The following is an 18153-nucleotide window of genomic DNA, read 5'->3' as shown; positions in this document are numbered from 1 at the left end:
GGCACCATCGGCTGTTCACGCGGCCAGTGCCACCGCCCCTGTCGCCGGTGTCCGCAGCACCCGCCGTGCCGTCACCAGGCTGGTGCCGAGGGTCACCGCCGCCGAGACCGCCGTCATCGTGAGCCACACCCCGAGGAACTGGTCCGGCAGCACCGCGTCGGTGCGGACGACCGTGAAGGGGACCACCCCGGCCAGCGCGGCCACCGTGCCGAGGAACACGCCCGTCACGGTGAGGATCACGCCCTCGGCGCCCACCGTCGCCAGCACCTGCCCGGGCGTCGCCCCCGCCAGCCGCTGCTGCCCGAACTCGCGGGAGCGGTACGTCGTGGCCGCGTACAGGGAGTTGACCAGCATCACGCAGACGAAGACCGCGATGATGCCGACCACCGTGAGGTTGAGCGTCTCCAGGTTCTTGGCGTCGACCGACTTGACCAGTCCGGACGCCTTCACCGCGTCGCTCTCCACGGCCTGCATGGTGACCGTCGCCGTCGACACGGCCGTGAACATGATCAGCGAGACGAGGATGCCGGCGAGGTGCGGGGCACGCGCCCGCAGGTTGCGCACGGCCAGCCAGCCGCTCGCGCCGCTCAGCGGCAGCCGGTCCAGGACGCCCTTCAGCAGCCGCGGCGACAGCAGCGCAAAGCCCACCGACAGCAGGATCGCCCCGTACGCCGGCGCCGCCATCAGCGCCTCGTCGGTCGCGGAGAACAGGAAGGTCGCACAGGCCCCGAGGGCGCCGGTGACCAGCGCGGCGGCGGCCAGGAACCGTTTCACCCCGGGCCGCTCCCGACCGCCCCGCGTCACCCGCCGCACCGCCAGGAACGCGGCGCCGGCCGAGGCGAGGAGGGTGATGGCCACGCCGCTCAGCAGCGCGACGGGGCCGAAGGAGTGGTCGACCGACCGCGCCACCTGGCCGCTGTCCTGGAACATCGCCAGCAGCGCCCGCCCGCCCGGCATCGCCGGGCCGACCGCCAGCAGCGCGCCCACCAGCGCCACGGCCACCGCCTCACCGACGACCATCCGCGTGAGCTGCGCCGGGGTCGCCCCCGAGCAGCGCAGCAGCTCCAGTTCGGCGGTGCGCTGACGCACGTTGACCGTCAGCGTCGAGGCCACCGCGAAGAACACCAGCAGCGTCCCGTACCCGCCGACGACACCCGCGGCGGTGCCCAGCGTCTCCGAGCTGACGGAGTCGACTCCCGGCTGCCCGGCGGTGTCGTGCATCGAGTTGAACGTCATGATGATCGCCGCGCCCAGGAACGCGGACAGCAGCGTCGCGAGGAACCGCCCGGGACGGCGCCGGATCGACCGCAGAGCCAGTGTGAACATCGCTCACACCCCCGCCGGCACGTCGTCGCCCAGGTGCGCCAGCCGCTCCGCCACCGCGTCCGGGGTCGGCGCGTCCATCCGGCCCGCGAGCCGGCCGTCGGCGAGGAACACGACCGAGTCCGCGTACGACGCGGCGACCGGGTCGTGCGTCACCATCACCACGGTCCGCCCGTGCAGCCGCACCGCCTCCTGCAACAGCAGCAGCACCTGTCGCGCGCTGCGCGTGTCCAGCGCGCCCGTCGGCTCGTCCGCGAAGATCACCCGGGGCTCGGTGACCAGCGCCCGGGCGATCGCCACCCGCTGCCGCTGACCGCCGGAGAGCTGGTCGGGGCGGTGCCCCAGCCGGTCTCCGAGACCGACCGCGGTCAGGATCTCCCGCGCCCGCCGCCGGTCGACGCGCCGCCCGGCCAGCTTCAGCGGCAGCACGGTGTTCTGCGCCACCGTCAGCGTGTCCAGCAGGTTGTACTGCTGGAACACGAACCCGACCCGGCCGCGCCGGAACTTCGTCAGCTCCGTCTCACCGCCGCCCGTCAGCTCCCTACCGTCGACGCACACGATGCCGCCGTCCGGCCTGTCCAGGCCCGCCGCGCACTGGAGCAGCGTGGACTTGCCCGAGCCCGAGGGACCCATCACCGCGGTGAACGTGCCGCGCCCCAGGCTCAGCGTCACCCCGTCCAGCGCGGTGACGGCGTTCCCGGCGGTGCCGTAGGTCTTGGTCACCTTGACCAGCCGCAGCGCCTCGGGGGACGGTCCGGGGTCGTGCTCACCCCGTGCGCGGGTACCGAACATTCTCATCACCCTCCGTGCGGCACGCCCTGTGCGGTGCCTCGTCCATGACGCTACGGAGCGCGGGGCGGGGCCACACTGGGCGCAGAACCCGTATCGCAGGGTGTACTCAGCGACACCCCTGGAATGCGCCTGCCAGGACGACCTCCAGGGTGCGCGGGCCGTGCACGCCCTCGACGCGGTCGAGTTCGATGTCGCTGGTCGCCGACGGGCCGGAGATCCAGGTCAACGGCCTGGTCGGATCGAGGCGTTCGAGCGCCTCGGGCACGGAGGACACCACCTGGTCGGGAACGCGTACGACGCAGATGTGGTGGTCGGGGACGAGGGTGATGCGGCGCCGTCCCTGGTCGGGGGAGCCGTCCAGGACGATGGTGCCGGTCTCGGCGACGGCGATGGCGCATCCGGTGACCACGCTGTCGACGCGGTCCAGTTCGTGAGGCGTGCCGTCCGGCAGATCCGGGATCTGTTCGGCGCCGGACCCCGCGAGCCAGTCCGGGTCCAGGCCCGGCGGCACGACCACCGTCCTCGCCCCGCGGGCGGCGAGCAGCCCGGTCACCGTCGCCGCCACGTCACCGGCCGCGCAACGGTGCACGACCGCCCGGTAGTCCGCCAGGTTCTCCGCGAGCAGCTCCACCGTCTCCGCGACACTCCGCCGCCCGTGCGCCCGCAGATAGTCCCGCGCGACGGTCTCCTCGTACGGCCCTCCGTCGCCGGGGACGTCCGCCAGCGCGCGCCGCACCCGGCCCAGCACCCGGTCCCTGCTGCTCACTTCGCCCCGTCCTTTCCACCACGCGTGCGCTGCCACCAGTCCCGGAACGGCTCCGCGGGCACCGCGGGAAGATCCCGGCCGGCGCTCCACGCCCGCCCCGGGCCCGGCAGCGTGCGCGGATGCAGCCGGCGGGTGCGCGACGCGAGCCGCTGCCCGGCCCGGAGCGCGCCCGGGTGCGTGAACGCCCACTGCGCCGCGCGCATCGCCGCCCGCTCGGCGGCATGCCCCTTCGCGGGCTTGAGCACCACCCGGTTGCCGTGCCGGACGGCCGGCCCGCCCTGCACCACCCGCTCCCGCAGGTGGACCAGGACTTCGGGGATGTCGATGGCGACGGGGCACACCTCGTAGCAGGCGCCGCACAGGGAGGAGGCGTAGGGCAGGGAGGCGTCGAGTTCCGTGGTGAGGCCCCGCAGCTGGGGGGTGAGGATGGCGCCGATGGGGCCGGGGTAGGGGGAGCCGTAGGCGTGTCCGCCGGCGCGCTCGTAGACGGGGCAGACGTTCAGGCAGGCCGAGCAGCGGATGCAGCGCAGGGCCTGGCGGCCGACCTCGTCGGCGAGGGTGTCGGTGCGGCCGTTGTCCAGCAGGACCAGGTGGAACGTGCGGGGCCCGTCGCCGTCGGTGGTGCCCGTCCACATCGACGTGTACGGGTTCATGCGCTCGGCCGTGGAGGAGCGGGGCAGCAGCTGGAGGAAGACCTCCAGGTCCCGCCAGGTCGGCACGATCTTCTCGATGCCGACCACGGAGATCAGCGTCTCGGGCAGGGTCAGGCACATCCGGCCGTTGCCCTCGGACTCCACGACGACCAGGGTGCCGGTCTCGGCGACCATGAAGTTGGCGCCGGAGATGCCGACCCTGGCGCGCAGGAACTTCTCCCGCAGGTGCAGCCGGGCCGCCTCCGCGAGCTCGGCGGGCGTGTCCGTCAGGCCCTCGGGCGCCGGACGGCCCCACGCGCCCATCTCCGAGCGGAAGATGTCACGGATCTCGCCGCGGTTGCGGTGGATCGCCGGCACCAGGATGTGCGAGGGCCGGTCCCTGCCCAGCTGCACGATCAGCTCGGCGAGATCGGTCTCGTACGCCCGGATGCCCCGGGCCTCCAGCGCCTCGTTGAGGCCGGTCTCCTGCGTCGCCATGGACTTGACCTTGACGACCTCCGACTCACCGGTCTCCTCGACCAGCCGGGCCACGATCTCGTTGGCCTCGGCCGCGTCGGCGGCCCAGTGCACCGTGCCGCCCGCCGCCGTGACCGCCTCCTCCACCCGCACCAGGTAACGGTCGAGATGACGCAGCGTGTGGTCCTTGATCCGCTTCCCCGCCTCGCGCAGCGCGGCCCAGTCCTCCAGCTCCGCCACCGCCCGCGCCCGCTTGTCCCGGATGGTGCGCGTCGCATGCCGCAGATTGCCACGCAACGTCGCATCGCGCACCGCGGTACGCGCCGCCTCGGGAAAGGCCGGCATCCCCACGAACGTCCCGCTCATACGGCCGTCGCCTCCTCCGTGCTCGCCAGGATCTCCGCGATGTGCACCGGGCGCATGCCCACCCGCAGCCGCGCCATGGTCCCGCCGATGTGCATCAGACAGGAGTTGTCCGCCGCGCACAGCACCTGGGCGCCCGTCGACTCGGCGTTGCGCACCTTGTCCGTGCCCATCGCCGTCGACACGTCGGCGTTCTTCACCGCGAAGGTGCCCCCGAAGCCGCAGCACTCGTCGGCGCCCGGCAGCTCCACCAGCTCCAGCCCCTTCACGGCCCGCAACAGCCGCAGCGGCCGGTCCCCGAGACCGAGGCCGCGCAACCCGTGGCAGGTCGGGTGGTACGTCACCGTGTGCGGGTAGTACGCCCCCACGTCCGTCACCCCCAGTACGTCCACCAGGAACTCGGTCAGCTCGTACGTCTTCGGCACCACCGGCGCCAGGGTGGCGGCGAGCGTGTCCCCGCGCCCCTCGCCGCGGGCCCGCTCGCCCATGCGGGGATACAGCTCCCGCACCATCGCGCCGCACGACCCCGACGGCGTCACGATCGCCTCGTGGTCCGCGAAGACCTCGGCGAAGCGCCGGGCCAGGGGTTCCGCCTCGTGCCGGTACCCCGTGTTGTAGTGGGCCTGTCCGCAACAGGTCTGACCCGCCGGGAAGTCGACCTCGACGCCGAGCCGGGTCAGCAGCTCCACCACGGCACGGCCGGTCTCCGGATACAGCGTGTCGTTGACGCAGGTCAGGAACAGGGCGACACGCATCGCGGCTCCTCGGGGCGATCGTGGTGATCATCGGACGCAAGGCAGCGTAGTCGGCGGACACGGGCCGGCGGCAGGGTGCGCGCACCCCGTGCCCGCACCGCCGTGGGCGCGGCGCCGGCCACCGCCCGCCGGGCGGAGACCGTTCCGCCGCGGCGCGGGTAATGTGAAGGTCTTTCCCGCCGCCCCTCCCAGACCGACCCTGGAGGTCCCTGCCCGATGGCCCATTCGGTGGGTATCAAGGACGTCGCCCGCGCCGCCGGAGTATCCGTGGGCACGGTCTCCAACGTCATCAACCGCCCGGACAGCGTCGCGGCCGAGACCCGCGCCCGGGTGCTGTCCGCGATCGACCGGCTCGGCTACGTCCGCAGCGAGTCCGCGCGCCAGCTGCGCGCCGGCCGCAGCCGGATCATGGGGCTGCTCGTCCTCGACATGGGCAACCCCTTCTTCGTGGACGTCGCGCGCGGCGCCGAACGGGCCGCGCGCGAGGCGGGCCTCGGCGTGATGGTCTGCAACAGCGCACAGAGTCCCGGCGAGGAGGCGGAGTACCTCTCGCTCTTCGCCGAACAGCGGGTGCGGGGCGTGCTCCTGACCCCGGCGGACGCCACCGGCCGCAACATCGAGGGCTTCCGGCGCCACAACATCCCCTTCGTGCTGGTCGACCGGGTCGCCGAGGGCACCACCGAGTGCTCGGTCTCCGTCGACGACATCGCGGGCGGCGCGCTGGCGGTGCGCCACCTCGTCGACGCCGGACACCGTTCCATCGCCTACGTCAGCGGCCCGCCCGGCCTCAACCAGGTCCGCGATCGCCGCACCGGCGCCCTGAACGCGCTCACCGAGGCCGGACTCGCCCCCGACACCCTGCGCGAACTGCCCACCGAACGCCTCGACGTCGCCGCGGGCCGCGACGCCGGCGCCCGCCTGCTCGGCCTCGCCGACCGGCCCACCGCCGTCTTCTGCGCCAACGACCTGCTCGCCCTCGGCGTCCTGCAGGCCATGTACGCCGCCGGGGTCGGCGTCCCCGACGACCTCGCCATCGTCGGCTACGACGACATCGAGTTCGCCGCCGCCGCGGCGGTCCCGCTCACCTCGGTGCGCCAGCCCGCCGTCACCATGGGCGCCATGGCCGCCGAGCTGCTGCTGGAGGAGACGGAACTGGACGGCACCGACCGGACCCACGCCCACCGGCGGGTCGTGCTCCAGCCCGAGCTGGTGGTGCGCCGCTCGAGCCTGGCCGCCCGCTGACCGGCCGTTCAGCACGATGTCCCGGTCCCGGGGGCCGACGGCCGGAGGACCATGTGCTGAACTGGGACACGGCCGAAAGATCCGGCCGTACGACCCATCCGTCCCGGGAGCCCCGTTGAGCGCCAGTTACCGCCAGCCCGGCGTCGTCCTCACCGACCGCCGATTCACCGTGCCCCTCGACCACGCCGACCCCGCGGGGGAGACGATCGAGCTGTACGCCCGCGAGGCCGTCGCGAGCGACCAGGCGCACCGCGACGACCTGCCGTGGCTGGTGTACCTCCAGGGCGGCCCCGGCTTCGGAGCGAACCGTTTCATCGGCCGGCCCGCCTGGCTGGGCCGCGCCCTCAAGGAGTACCGCGTCCTCCTCCTCGACCAGCGCGGCACCGGTGCCTCCACGCCAGCCAACCGCCAGACGCTCCCGCTGCGCGGCAACCCCGCCGAGCAGGCCGACTACCTCACCCGGTTCCGCGCCGACGCCATCGTCCGCGACTGCGAGGCCATCCGCCCCCAGGTCACCGGCGGCGCCCCGTGGACCGTCCTCGGCCAGAGCTTCGGCGGCTTCTGCACCGTCGCCTACCTCTCCCTGGCCCCCGAGGGCCTGCACACCGCCCTGATCACCGGCGGGCTGCCCTCCCTCGACGCCCACGCCGACGACGTCTACCGCGCCGCCTACCCCCGCATCGAGCGCAAGGTCGCCGCGCACTACGACCGCTACCCCCAGGACGTCGAGCGGGCCCGCCGCATCGCGGACCACCTGCTCACCCACGACGTGGTCCTGCCGAACGGCTACCGCCTCACCGTCGAGGCCTTCCAGTCCCTCGGCATCATGCTCGGCGGCAGTGAGGGCAGCCACCGCCTGCACTTCCTGCTGGAGGACGCCTTCGTGCGCACCCCGCACGGCACGGAGCTGTCCGACGCCTTCCAGGAAGAGGTCCAGGGCCTGCTGTCGTACGCCGGCCACCCTCTGTACGCCCTCGTCCACGAGGCGATCTACGGTCAGGACGCGCGCCCGACGAACTGGTCCGCCGAGCGGGTGCGCGCCGAGTTCCCGCGCTTCGACGCCGCCAAGACCCTCGCGGGGGACGAACCGCTGATGTTCACCGGCGAGTCCGTCCACCCGTGGATGTTCGACTGCGACCCGGCGCTGCGCCCGCTGCGCGAGACCGCCGAACTGCTCGCCGCCCGCACCGACTGGACGCCCCTGTACGACCCCGCGCGCCTCGCCGCCAACGAGGTGCCGGCCGCCGCGGCCGTCTACCACGACGACATGTACGTGGACACCGCCCACGCGCTCGGCACCGCCCGGGGCATCCGCGGCCTGCGCACCTGGGTCACCGACGAGTTCGAGCACGACGGCGTGCGGGCCGGCGGCCCCCGGGTCCTGGACCGGCTGCTGGCACTGGCCCGCGACGAGGCCTGAGCCACGGGCCCGCACCGCGTGTCCGCGGCGGCGCGTCGCACACCGGGTGTGTCGTCGGTGCCACGGGCTAGGGTGCGGGCATGACGGAGCCGACGATCACGCAACTGGAGCCCATGCCCGGCGACTGGCGGCGCGCCCTCGCCGTCGTCGCCCACCCGGACGACCTCGAGTACGGCTGCTCGGCGGCGATCGCCGCCTGGACGGACGAGGGCCGCGAGGTCGCCTACGTGCTGGCGACCAGGGGCGAGGCGGGCATCGACACCCTGGCGCCCGCCGAGTGCGCCTCGCTGCGCGAGCGGGAGCAGCGGGCGAGCGCGGCCGTGGTCGGGGTGAGCGAGGTGGAGTTCCTCGACCACCGGGACGGTGTCATCGAGTACGGACTCGCCCTGCGCCGGGACATCGCCGCCGCGATCCGCCGGCACCGGCCGGAGCTGGTGATCACCCTCAACCACCGGGACACCTGGGGCGGTGTCGCCTGGAACACCCCGGACCACGTCGCCGTCGGCCGGGCCACGCTCGACGCGGCGGGCGACGCCGGGAACCGGTGGATCTTCCCGGAGCTGACCGAGCAGGGGCTCGACCCGTGGGACGGGGTCCGTTGGGTCGCCGTCGCGGGTTCCGCCACGCCGACGCACGCCGTGGACGCGTCGGCCGGGCTGGAGCGCGCGGTCCGCTCGCTGCTCGAACACCGCACCTACATCGAGGTGCTGACGGACGAGGAGCCGGAGGCGTACGTCCGCGGGTTCCTCACCCGCACCGCGGAGCAGACGGGCCGGCGGTTCGGGGACCGGCCCGCGGTCGCGTTCGAGCTGTTCGCACGGTGACGCGGATGACCGGCGACACCGAGCTGGCGGAGCGCTTCGAGGAGCACCGGGGACAGCTCAAGGCGGTCGCGTACCGCATGCTCGGTTCACTGGCCGAGGCCGAGGACGCCGTCCAGGAGGCCTGGCTGCGGCTGGTCCGCACCGACGCGGGCGCCATCGACAACCTCGGCGGCTGGCTGACCACCGTGACCGGCCGGATATGCCTGGACCTGCTGCGCTCGCGCACCGCGCGCCGCGAGCAGCCGATGGACGAGACCTTCGTCCCCGACCTGGAGATCGGCTCCCTGACGACGGACGACCCGGAGCAGGAGGCGCTGCACAGCGACTCGGTGGGCGTGGCCCTGCTCGTGGTGCTGGAGAGACTCGAGCCCGACGAGCGGCTCGCGTTCGTCCTGCACGACATGTTCGCCGTGCCCTTCGACGACCTCGCCCCGGTCGTGGAACGCACCCCGGCCGCCACCCGGCAGCTGGCCTCCCGTGCCCGCCGCCGCGTCCGGGACGCCGGACCGCCCGCCGAGCCCGACCTCGGGCGGCAGCGGGAGGCACTGGACGCCTTCCGGGCCGCGGCGCGCGGCGGCGACTTCGAGGCGCTGGTCGCCGTCCTGCATCCGCAGGTCACCCTGCGGGCCGACGCGGGCGCCCTGGTGCGCGGCACCGCCGGGTCGAAGTCGCTCCGGGGTGCCGAGGCCGTGGCCGAGTCGGCCCTCATGTTCGCCCAGTTCAACGCGGAGGCCCGGACGGTCCGGGTCAACGACTCGCTCGGCCTGGCGAGCGTGGCCGGCGGCCGCCTCCGGTCGGTCCTGACCGTCACCGTCGCCGACGGCCGCATCACCGGCCTGTACATCCTGGCCGACCCGGACCGGCTGGCCCGCCTGGAGGTGCCGGACGAGCAGGGATGACCCCCGGCGGGGGCCGGGCCCGCCCCGCCCCCGCCGGGGCGCCGGCCCCCGTTCCGTAAGCTGAACGCCATGCGACAACGAGAGACCGGCCGGGCGGAACTGCGCGGCGACTGCGAACGGTGCTTCGGGCTGTGCTGCGTGGCGCTGCCGTTCACGCGGTCGGCCGACTTCGCGGTGAACAAGGCCGCCGGCACCCCTTGCGGCAACCTGGGCGAGGACAGCCGGTGCGGCATCCACGCGCGGCTGCGGCCGGAGGGCTTCACCGGCTGCACGGTCTACGACTGCTTCGGCGCCGGGCAGCAGGTCTCGCAGGTCACCTTCGGCGGACAGGACTGGCGCACCGGCCCGCCCGAACGCGCCCGCCGCATGTTCGAGGTGTTCCCGGTCGTCCGCCACCTGCACGAACTGCTCTGGTACCTGACCGAGGCGCTGACCCTGCCGGCCGCCCGGCCCGTCCACGCCGACGTCCGCCGGCTGCTGGCCGAGACGGAGCGGCTCACCGCCGCGGCCCCCGGGGAGCTGGCCGCGCTCGACGTGGCGGCGCACCGGCAGCGGGTCAACGTGCTCCTGCTGCGCACCAGCGAACTGGTGCGCGCCGGGACGCGCGGCAAGAAGAAGAACCGCCGGGGCGCCGACCTGATGGGCGCCCGGCTCAAGGGCGCCGATCTGCGCGGGGCGGATCTGCGCGGCGCCTACCTCATCGCCGCCGACCTCACCGGCGCCGACCTGCGGGGCGCGGACCTGATCGGTGCCGACCTGCGCGACGCCGACCTGACGGACGCGGACCTCACCGGCGCCTTCTTCCTCACCCAGCCGCAGCTCACCGCGGCCCGCGGCAGCGCGGGCACGAAGCTGCCGGGGTCACTGAGCCGTCCGGTGCACTGGACAACGGGCCGCTGACGCGCCGTCCGGCGCACCGGCCTCCTCCGCCCCCTCGGCGACGGGCTCCGGCCCCGCCACCCGCCGGTCCAGCCGCAGCCGCAGCCCTTCCGGCATGAGTGTCAGCCGCTCGGTCACCCGCAGCCGGTAGTCCGGCTCGGGCCGCAGCTCGTACCGGCGCAGCAGCAACCCGAGCACCAGCGTGGCCTCGTGCAGCGCGAACTGCCGCCCGATGCAGGCCCGCGCGCCCGTCCCGAAGGGCTTGAACGTGTGCGGGGCGCGGGACCGCACGGCCTTCGCGTCGAAGCGGTCCGGGTCGAACCGCTCGGCGTCCGGCCCCCACACGTCCGGGTCGCGGTGGAGCATCCCGGTGAGGACCAGCGCCCAGGCGCCCCGCCGCATGGGATACGTGCCGTCCAGCACCGTGTCCCGGAGCGCCTCCCGCGCGAAGGCGGGCGCGGTCGGCCACAGCCGCAACGACTCGTCCAGCACGCGGCGCACGTACCGCAGCCTGGCCACCTGCTCGTAGCCGGGCGCCTCGGTGCCGCCCCAGACGCGGTCCACCTCGGCACGGGCCCGCTCCGCCACGTCGGGGTGCCGGGCGAGGTGGTGCAGGGCGAAGGAGAGCGCGCCCGAGGTGGTCTCGTGGCCGGCCACCAGGAACGTGATGACCTGCCGGCGGACGTTCTCCGCCGACAGGCGCTCACCGGTGTCCGGGTGGGCCGTCTCCAGCATCCGGTCGAGCAGGTCGCCGTCGCCGCCGCCCGCGGCACGGCGGGCCCGGACGAGGTCGTCGACCGTGCGGTTCAGGTAGGCGATGTCGGCGGCGTTGCGGCGGCTCGCGCCGCGCAGCAGCCAGGGTGCGAGCGGCGCGGGCACCGTGTTGAGGCGCTGCGCGTAGCCGAGGGTGCCCACCATCGCCGTCACGAAGGGGTGGAGCCGGGGGCGTTCGAAGGACCCGAAGTCGTGCCCGAACCCGGTGCGCGCGATCGTCTCCAGCGTCAGCTTCGTCATGTCGCCGGGCACGTCCACCGTGCGTCCGGCGGCCTCGGCACGGTCCCAGTGGGCCGTCAGCCGTCCGGCCACGTCCAGCATCATGACGTGGTAGCCGGCCATCGCCTCCCGGCTGAACCCGGGGGCCAGGACGTCGTGCGCGAGCTGCCAGTTGGGCTCGTGGCTGTACGCCGTGAACAGCCCGTCCCCGGCGACCGGACGCAGGTTGGCCACGCCGAGGCCCACGTGCTTGCCGAAGCGCGACTCGTCCGCCAGGTCGGCGGCGAGCCGGGCACCCCACACGAACACGAACTCCTTGCCGAAGGCCCGCCGCCGGAAGATCGGCCCCAGCCGCCGTGCGTAGCGCAGCGAGTCCTGCATCGGCGTGCTCCTACTGGCCCCCACCACGTCCCCGAGCAGCGGGAGCCGGTACGGCGGGTGCGGGATGCGGTCCAGTTCGGGCCAGCCCAGCTCGGCACTGCGGAATCCCTTCGGCAGCCCGTCCGGGGCCGCTGCCGTCCTCGTCCGATCCATGACGCGATCTCCCTTGACGCGGCGCCGTGTTCGAGCGTGTTGTACGTCGATTCAATAGCGGCCCCAGTGTCGTCCCGTTGTTGAACCGGCGTCAAGTAAAGTGCGGGCATGGCCGCGAACCAGGGCGAGCGCACGCGCCGCCGGCTCAGCACCGAGGAGCGCCGGGAGCAGCTGCTGTCGGTCGGGGCGCGGCTGTTCTCCGAAAGCCCGTACGACGACGTGTGGATCGAGCGGGTCGCCGAGATCGCCGGGGTCTCGCGCGGACTGCTGTACCACTACTTCCCGGCCAAGAGGGACTTCTTCGCGGCGGTCGTCGAGCGGGAGAGCGAGCGCATGCTGCGCATGACGGCGGCCGTGCCCGGCGTGCCCGTGCGCGAACAGCTCACCGCGGGCCTCGACGCGTATCTCGAGTACGTCCGGGAGCACGCGCACGGCTACCGCGCCTTCCACCGGGCCGACGCGACGGGGGACCAGGCCGTGCGCCGGGTGTACCGCAAGGCGCTGGCCGCGCAGGAGCGGCAGATCCTCGCCGCCCTGGCCGCCGATCCGGAGTTCGGCCCGGCCTTCGAGCAGGGCGCCGACGTGCGGCTGGCGGTGCGCGGCTGGCTGGCCTTCACGACCGCGGTCTGCCTCGAATGGCTGCGGGACCCGCGGCCGGCCCGGGAACAGGTGCGCGACCTGTGCGCGCGGGCCCTGCTCGGCGCGATCGCACCGTAGGGACCGCGCGTTCCGTCGCGTGCTGTGCGCTCGGCATGCCCGTGCGCGCCCTCCGGTGCGCGGAGACGTCACGCGAAGACCACGCGGCCCGGTTGGCGCACACCCCGATCTCCGATAGGTTAGGCAAGCCTTACCTAATGAAGATGACGGAGGTTGGGATGGGTGACCACCAGACCTGGACGGCCGCGCCCGCCGCGGCGGAGCAGGCCCGCTCCGTGCTCGCCGCCGCATGGTCGTGCGCGGTGACCGCGGAGGGCGGCCGCGAGGAGTTCGTCGGCGCGCACACCGTGGCCGAGGACGGCCGGGTCCTGCTGCGCGTGCCCGAGGACAGCGCCCTGCTCGCGGCGGCGGTCTGCGCGCCCCGCGGCGAGCCGTCCGCCGTGCTGGAGTTCGCCGACGTGGCACCCGTCCCGGTGCGCGGCCGGATCCGCGCCCGGCTCTGGCTCGCCGGCTGGTTCGCCGCGGACGACGGCCACCTGGCGTTCCGGCCCACCCGTGTCGTGCTGCGGCAGCCGTCCGGCGCCGTCGTGGTCGGCCTAGACGAGTTCGCCGCCGCCGCGCCCGACCCGCTGGCCCGCGCCGAGGCCCGGCTGCTGACCCACCTCGCCGACTGCCACGCCGACGCGGTGGAACGGCTCACCCGGCTCGTCGACGCCGGCAGCCTGCACGGCGCGGTCCGGGTCCGCCCCCTCGCCGTCGACCGGCACGGACTGACGCTGCGCGTCGAGCGCACCCGCACCCACGGCGACGTACGCCTGGCGTTCCACGCGCCCGCCGACGACGTCGCGCAGCTCACGGAACGCATGCACGTGCTGCTCGCGCAGGCGAACGCGGCCGCCTGCCCCCGCGCGCTGCAACGGCAGCGCACGAACGGCGAGGGGTGAGGCGAACGGCTCCCCGGTGAGCCGCGGTTCGCCGGGGACGGGGAGGACGCGCTCTGCCGGGCGGAGCCCCGCCCGGGCCCCGCGGTGTCTACCAGTCGCCGTCCTCCACGGGTGCCCCGGGGGCGTCCCCGAGGGGCTTGATCTGCTGCGGGGCGGGCGGCTGCCAGGGCTCGTGGTCGTCGCCGATCCAGTCCCCGACCGGCTTGACGTCCGAAAGCGCCTCGGTCGGCGCCAGGTCGTCGGCGTCCTCGTCGTAGTAGTCGTACCAGGGCAGGCCCGCCCGGGTGTAGGCCGCCCGGTCCACGGGGGACGGCGGCGGTGCCTCGCCGGTGATGCGCCGCCACTCCGGCGGCGTGACCAGGTGCACGAACACCCGGCCAGCCGGCTGCTCGGCCCAGTCCGCGAGGGGCCGTTCGTCCTGGTAGACCTCCTGCCGCATGGACCCGCCCACGCCCAGCCCCATGGCGGGGGCCGACCGCCGGCGGGCCGCGCCCGCGGGCTGCGGGGCCGCGCCGGGGGCGGGCGGCGCCGCCATCGGCATCGCGGTCCCGAAGGCGCCGGGCGGCCGGGGCCCCCGGGCGCGCAGAGCCTCGGCACGGCGGCGCTCCTCCTCGCGCCAGCGGGCCAGCTCCCGGTCGCCGAGGGAGAAGGCCTGCAACTGCACGCCGCCCCACACCTCCTCGCCGGTCACCTGGCCCTCGACGGTCGCGCCCATGCCGAGCGGGACCGCCACGAACTGGCGGACCGTCCCCGTCCCGGAGTTGATGCCGTCCAGCCAGGGCTGCCGGGGCAGCACCACGTAGTTCTGCGGGTCGCGGGACAGCCGGTCGCTCCACGGCCTGCCCGACACCGCGCACACCTTGCCCACCCCGACCTGGAGGGCGGCGGGCTCCCTGGTGCCGGCGAAACTCAGCCACATGGCCTCGCGCAGGTACACCGGCAGCATCACGCCGCCACGCGCCCGCCAGGCCTCGGGGACGGAGTCGGCGTAGTCGGCGACCCGGCGGACCGGGAACTCGCCGAGCCCCGGCGGCAGCGGATGCGTGCCCGTCTCGGGCAGCCGCAGGGTGCGGACGAAGCGCACCGCCGCACCGCCCGGCAGCCGCAGCGTGTTCCCGTCGATCCGCACGCTGGTTCCGGTCATCCGTACGCCCCCTCTTCCCGTCGCCGGGCGGTTCACCGCCGCCCGTGTCCATCACTGAGAACGATGCCCGGCGGCGCCCCGGTTCCGGCGCAGTCGCGTCATCTTGCGCAGGCGGTCCCACAGCCTCGTCAGCCGGGGGCGCCGCTCGCGCTGTTCGCGGGTGTGGCGGTCCAGTTCCTCCAGGAGCCTGCGGGAGCGGTGCTCGGTGTCCATCTCGTCGATGATGCGGTTGACCTCGGTCAGCACCGCCCCCTGCAACTGCCACTGCCGGGCGTCGCGCTGGATCTCGCCCAGCAGCAGCTGGGCGAGCTTGTCCCGGGTGACCGCCGCCTGGTGGAGCTCGGCGCTCAGCCGTTCCTCCGCCGACTCGGCGTTCTCACTGGCACTGGTGGTGACCAGAACCGAGAAGCTGACCACGGCGTCGGCGATCTCGGACAGCAACTGCTGGATGGTCGCGCCCGTCTCCGGCGGGAAGAGGGGATCCGGCTCCCGCTCCTTCGCGAGGTCGGTGAAGGTGCGCGCCAGGACCCGCAGCACCACCGTGCAGATCTCCAGGGTGTCCAGACCGGTGCGCAGCACCACCCGGTGCAGCAGCCCCTCCCGGACGCGCGGATTGAGCCGCAGGCTGTCCTCGGCCTGCCGGAGGTCCTCGTCCACCTCGGCGATGTCGTGGTCGAGGCGGCGGGCCTCGTGCAGGCGGGCCGCCGCCTCGTGGAACGGCGTGCTGCCCGCCGCCTCCTCGCCCATGCGCAGCATCAGCTGCCGCACCCGCCGGGCCAGGCCCTCGATCGACTCCCCGGCCTGTTCCACCCACACCGGGGGAGCGAAGAGCAGGTTGAAGACCAGTCCGACGACCGCCCCGATCAGCGTCTCCACCACCCGGGCCCAGGCCAGGCTCCCGTGCGAGGTCACCCCGAGGACCAGCATCGCGCTGATCGCCACCTCGGCCACGAACTCGTGCGCCCGTACCAGGTGACCGACGCCCAGCGCCGCCACGATCACCAGCGCGAGACTCCACCAGCTCAGCCCCACCACCGCGCTGAAGACGATGGCGACCAGGACGCCGGCCACCACCGCGTTCACCCGTCGGACGCTCATCTTCAGCGTGGCGTACAGGGTGACCTGGACGACCAGCAGCGCGGTCAGGGGCGCGGTGAGCGGTGCCGCCGACTTGTCGGGGGACAGCCGTACCGCGATCACGTAGGCGATCGACGCCGCCGCTGCCGAGCGCACCGCCTGCACGACCACCGGATCCCGGTGCCACTTCGCCAGGCGCTTCGCCTCGCGCGCGGCGGACGCCGCCGTCTCACGTACATCCAGCATCCTCGGGCTGTTCCCCTTCCCCAGGCGCATCGAACGTATCCGGACAGACGGTAACCGGACGCAGGCGGTCAAAACGCCTCTCACGCGCCGGGCGCCGCCCGATGTGCCGAGGGCGTACCCGATCAGTCGGTGATCTTGTCGAGGAAGGCCGACAGATTGGCCGTGGTCCGGGCGATCTGTTCGTCCAGGGTGAGGCTCTCCTCGAAGCGGGCGCCGGTCTCCGGCAGCTTCCTGCCGCGCAGATACAGGGAACAGGCCAGGTCGGTGCACATGTACAGGCCGACCGAGTTGCCCTCGCGGCCGGCCGGGCCGGCCTTGCGCGCGGTCATCAGGGACACGCCTCCGCGCGGATGGGTGGTCAGGCACAGCGCGCACATGCTGCGCTGGAAGAAGCCGCGCCGGGCCTGCTGGAAGCGCAGCGCGACACCGACGAGGCGCCCTCCGTGCTCGGTGACCAGATAGCTGCGGTCCGGCGCACCGGGGTCCCGCCAGCCCAGGAAGTCGAGATCCTCCCAGGGGCGCTCGTCGAGGTCGCGGGGGACGGCCAGACGCTTCGCCTCGCCCTTCGAGCAGTTGACGAAGGAGTCGCGTATGTCCCGCTCGGTGAGTGTTTTCATGGGAAGCCCCGGGGTGTGATCGTCGGTTCGAAGAAACCTAGGGGGCCTAGGTTTTTCCCTAGGGTAAATAGCCGGGCGGCGGACAGGCCAACGGATTTCGCATACGGCGGCGGCAGTGCGGGCCGCCCGCAAGAGTTCACAGCCTGAATTAAGGGGAGAGGAAAGTCGCGGGCGGCGGGCCGACGGGGGTATGTTGCTGGTCGGGCACGGTGGGAGGAGCCACATGGCGGGGCGGAACGGGCGCACGGTGCGCGACCTCAGGCGGGCCAACCGTACGGCCGTGCTGCAGCGGCTCTACTTCGACGGACCGCTCAGCCGCTTCGAGCTGGGCCCCGCGACCGGACTGAGCTCCGGCTCGGTCAGCAACGTCGTCGCCGACCTGGTCGGCGACGGTCTGGTGGAGGAGGCCGGCAGCGTCGACTCCGACGGCGGCAGGCCCCGCACCCTGCTGCGCGTGGCGCCCGGCAGCGGACACATGATCGGCGTGGACGTCGGCGAGACCAGGGTGCGCGTCGAGCTGTTCGACCTGACCCTCACCGAGCTCGCCCGCGCCGAACGCCCGCTGACCCAGCAGCGCTACGAGGTCGAGGTCATCGTCGACCACATCCGCGAGGGCATCGCCGAGGTGCTGGCCGCCGCCCGCCTCGCGCCCGAGCGGCTGCTCGGCGTGGGGATCGGCGTCCCCGGCATCGTCGAGCACACCCCGGAGCGCGGCGCCGTCGTGCACGGCCAGACCATCGGCTGGGACGCCGTGCCGCTGGAGGCCCTGCTCCGCGCCGGCTCCCCGCTGCCCGGCACCGTCCCGTACTTCATCGACAACGGCGCCAAGACCCTCGGCCAGGCCGAGATGTGGTTCGGTGCCGGACGCGGCGCGCGCAACGCGATCGTCGTGCTCTTCGGCTCCGGCGTCGGCGCCTGCCTCGTCACCCCCGAGGTGGAGCACGGCCGCGCGGTCGAATGGGGACACCTGACCGTCCGGGTCAGGGGCCGGCGCTGCCGCTGCGGCGCGCTGGGCTGCCTGGAGGCGTACGCGGGGGCCGAGTCGCTGCTGGCCCGCTGGCGCGAGGAGGGCGGCCGGGTGCCCGAGGGCACCGACGAGGAGACGGCGCTGACCTCCATGCTGGCCGCCGCCTACCCGCCCGGCGGCGGCACCGCCGACCCGGTCGCACTCGCCGTCCTGGAGGAGACCGCCGAGTACCTGGGCGCCGGCCTGTCCGACCTGATCAACCTCTTCCAGCCCGAGCGGATCCTCATCGGCGGCTGGGCCGGCCTCCAGCTCGGCACCCGCTTCCTGCCCGCCGTACGCCGTCACGCGGTGTCGTACGCGCTGCGACACCCCGCCCAGAAGGTGACCGTCGACCTGGGGCGGCTCGGCCCGGACGCGGTCACCGTGGGCGCCGCGATCCTGCCGCTGGCCGACTTCTTCGCCCGCGGCGGCCGGCGCCCCGAGCCGGCGCCCGAGAACCCCCTCCCCGCCTGGCGCACGGCACTGGAGGAACGGGCGCCGCACTGAGGTTTCGCCGGCCGCCGCGGAGGTACCCGACGTCGCTCGTACCACCCGGCACACCA

The 18153-nt window shown here is 74.1% G+C and carries 17 protein-coding genes; 8 read left to right on the top strand and 9 right to left on the bottom strand.

Features of this window, described 5'->3' with window-relative positions; all coding sequences use genetic code 11:
• Positions 1-15: 15 nt before the first annotated feature.
• The 5 genes from ACGF3H_RS06950 to ACGF3H_RS06930 all read right to left on the bottom strand — a co-directional run bounded on the left by ACGF3H_RS06950 (position 16) and on the right by ACGF3H_RS06930 (position 5108).
• Positions 16-1326 (bottom strand): ABC transporter permease, encoded by a 1311-nt coding sequence (locus tag ACGF3H_RS06950; protein ID WP_362492885.1) that lies wholly within the window; start codon positions 1324-1326, stop codon positions 16-18.
• A 3-nt stretch (positions 1327-1329) separates the two neighbouring features.
• Positions 1330-2121 carry an ABC transporter ATP-binding protein gene (locus tag ACGF3H_RS06945; protein ID WP_362492887.1) on the bottom strand — a complete coding sequence of 264 codons (792 nt, stop codon included), beginning with the start codon at positions 2119-2121 and terminating at the stop codon, positions 1330-1332.
• A gap of 100 nt (positions 2122-2221) precedes the next feature.
• Positions 2222-2881 carry an LUD domain-containing protein gene (locus tag ACGF3H_RS06940; protein WP_362492890.1) on the bottom strand — a complete coding sequence of 220 codons (660 nt, stop codon included), beginning with the start codon at positions 2879-2881 and terminating at the stop codon, positions 2222-2224.
• Positions 2878-4356 carry a lactate utilization protein B gene (locus ACGF3H_RS06935; RefSeq protein WP_393816462.1) on the bottom strand — a complete coding sequence of 493 codons (1479 nt, stop codon included), beginning with the start codon at positions 4354-4356 and terminating at the stop codon, positions 2878-2880. The genes ACGF3H_RS06940 and ACGF3H_RS06935 overlap by 4 nt, the downstream gene beginning before the upstream one ends.
• Positions 4353-5108: a (Fe-S)-binding protein gene (locus ACGF3H_RS06930; RefSeq protein ID WP_362496316.1), complete on the bottom strand. Its 756-nt coding sequence runs from the start codon at positions 5106-5108 to the stop codon at positions 4353-4355. The genes ACGF3H_RS06935 and ACGF3H_RS06930 overlap by 4 nt, the downstream gene beginning before the upstream one ends.
• Before the next feature lie 216 nt (positions 5109-5324).
• Here ACGF3H_RS06930 and ACGF3H_RS06925 point away from each other — a divergent pair, with 216 nt between their 5' ends.
• From ACGF3H_RS06925 to ACGF3H_RS06905, 5 genes are all read left to right on the top strand, one after another.
• On the top strand, positions 5325-6350 hold the full coding sequence (locus tag ACGF3H_RS06925; protein WP_362496314.1) for a LacI family DNA-binding transcriptional regulator: 1026 nt from the start codon (positions 5325-5327) through the stop codon (positions 6348-6350).
• 115 nt (positions 6351-6465) lie between these two features.
• Complete coding sequence (locus tag ACGF3H_RS06920) at positions 6466-7770, top strand: alpha/beta fold hydrolase (protein WP_362496311.1); 1305 nt, start codon at positions 6466-6468, stop codon at positions 7768-7770.
• Between the two features lie 80 nt (positions 7771-7850).
• Positions 7851-8594, top strand: a complete 744-nt coding sequence (locus tag ACGF3H_RS06915) for a PIG-L deacetylase family protein (RefSeq protein ID WP_362496308.1) — start codon at positions 7851-7853, stop codon at positions 8592-8594.
• A 5-nt stretch (positions 8595-8599) separates the two neighbouring features.
• Positions 8600-9493 (top strand): sigma-70 family RNA polymerase sigma factor, encoded by an 894-nt coding sequence (locus ACGF3H_RS06910; RefSeq protein ID WP_362496307.1) that lies wholly within the window; start codon positions 8600-8602, stop codon positions 9491-9493.
• Between the two features lie 69 nt (positions 9494-9562).
• Complete coding sequence (locus tag ACGF3H_RS06905; protein WP_362496304.1) at positions 9563-10393, top strand: pentapeptide repeat-containing protein; 831 nt, start codon at positions 9563-9565, stop codon at positions 10391-10393.
• On the opposite strand, the gene ACGF3H_RS06900 is transcribed toward ACGF3H_RS06905, so the two are convergent.
• A complete protein-coding gene (locus tag ACGF3H_RS06900) occupies positions 10355-11899 on the bottom strand; it encodes a cytochrome P450 (RefSeq protein ID WP_362496301.1) in 1545 nt (514 codons plus the stop codon). The genes ACGF3H_RS06905 and ACGF3H_RS06900 overlap by 39 nt on opposite strands.
• Positions 11900-12007: 108 nt before the next feature.
• Between ACGF3H_RS06900 and ACGF3H_RS06895 the strand changes: the two genes are divergently transcribed.
• Positions 12008-12616, top strand: a complete 609-nt coding sequence (locus tag ACGF3H_RS06895) for a TetR/AcrR family transcriptional regulator (RefSeq protein ID WP_362496299.1) — start codon at positions 12008-12010, stop codon at positions 12614-12616.
• A 158-nt stretch (positions 12617-12774) separates the two neighbouring features.
• Positions 12775-13500, top strand: coding sequence for a DUF2470 domain-containing protein (locus ACGF3H_RS06890; RefSeq protein WP_362496296.1), 726 nt, complete (start codon positions 12775-12777; stop codon positions 13498-13500).
• Between the two features lie 88 nt (positions 13501-13588).
• Here the strand turns inward: ACGF3H_RS06890 and ACGF3H_RS06885 are convergent, their stop codons facing one another.
• From ACGF3H_RS06885 to ACGF3H_RS06875, 3 genes are all read right to left on the bottom strand, one after another.
• Complete coding sequence (locus ACGF3H_RS06885) at positions 13589-14644, bottom strand: hypothetical protein (protein WP_362496293.1); 1056 nt, start codon at positions 14642-14644, stop codon at positions 13589-13591.
• 51 nt (positions 14645-14695) lie between these two features.
• A complete protein-coding gene (locus ACGF3H_RS06880; protein WP_362496290.1) occupies positions 14696-15967 on the bottom strand; it encodes an FUSC family protein in 1272 nt (423 codons plus the stop codon).
• A 122-nt stretch (positions 15968-16089) separates the two neighbouring features.
• On the bottom strand, positions 16090-16584 hold the full coding sequence (locus ACGF3H_RS06875) for an FBP domain-containing protein (RefSeq protein ID WP_362496288.1): 495 nt from the start codon (positions 16582-16584) through the stop codon (positions 16090-16092).
• A gap of 223 nt (positions 16585-16807) precedes the next feature.
• On the opposite strand from ACGF3H_RS06875, the gene ACGF3H_RS06870 reads away from it, so the two are divergent.
• Positions 16808-18097, top strand: coding sequence for an ROK family transcriptional regulator (locus tag ACGF3H_RS06870; RefSeq protein WP_362496285.1), 1290 nt, complete (start codon positions 16808-16810; stop codon positions 18095-18097).
• Positions 18098-18153: the final 56 nt, after the last annotated feature.

Origin of the sequence: Streptomyces sp. NPDC048185, from assembly GCF_043202495.1 — a bacterium.
Classification (GTDB): Bacteria; Actinomycetota; Actinomycetes; order Streptomycetales; family Streptomycetaceae; genus Streptomyces.
Note: the sequence above shows the minus strand (reverse complement) of the source record. Positions and strands in the feature narration are given on the sequence as shown.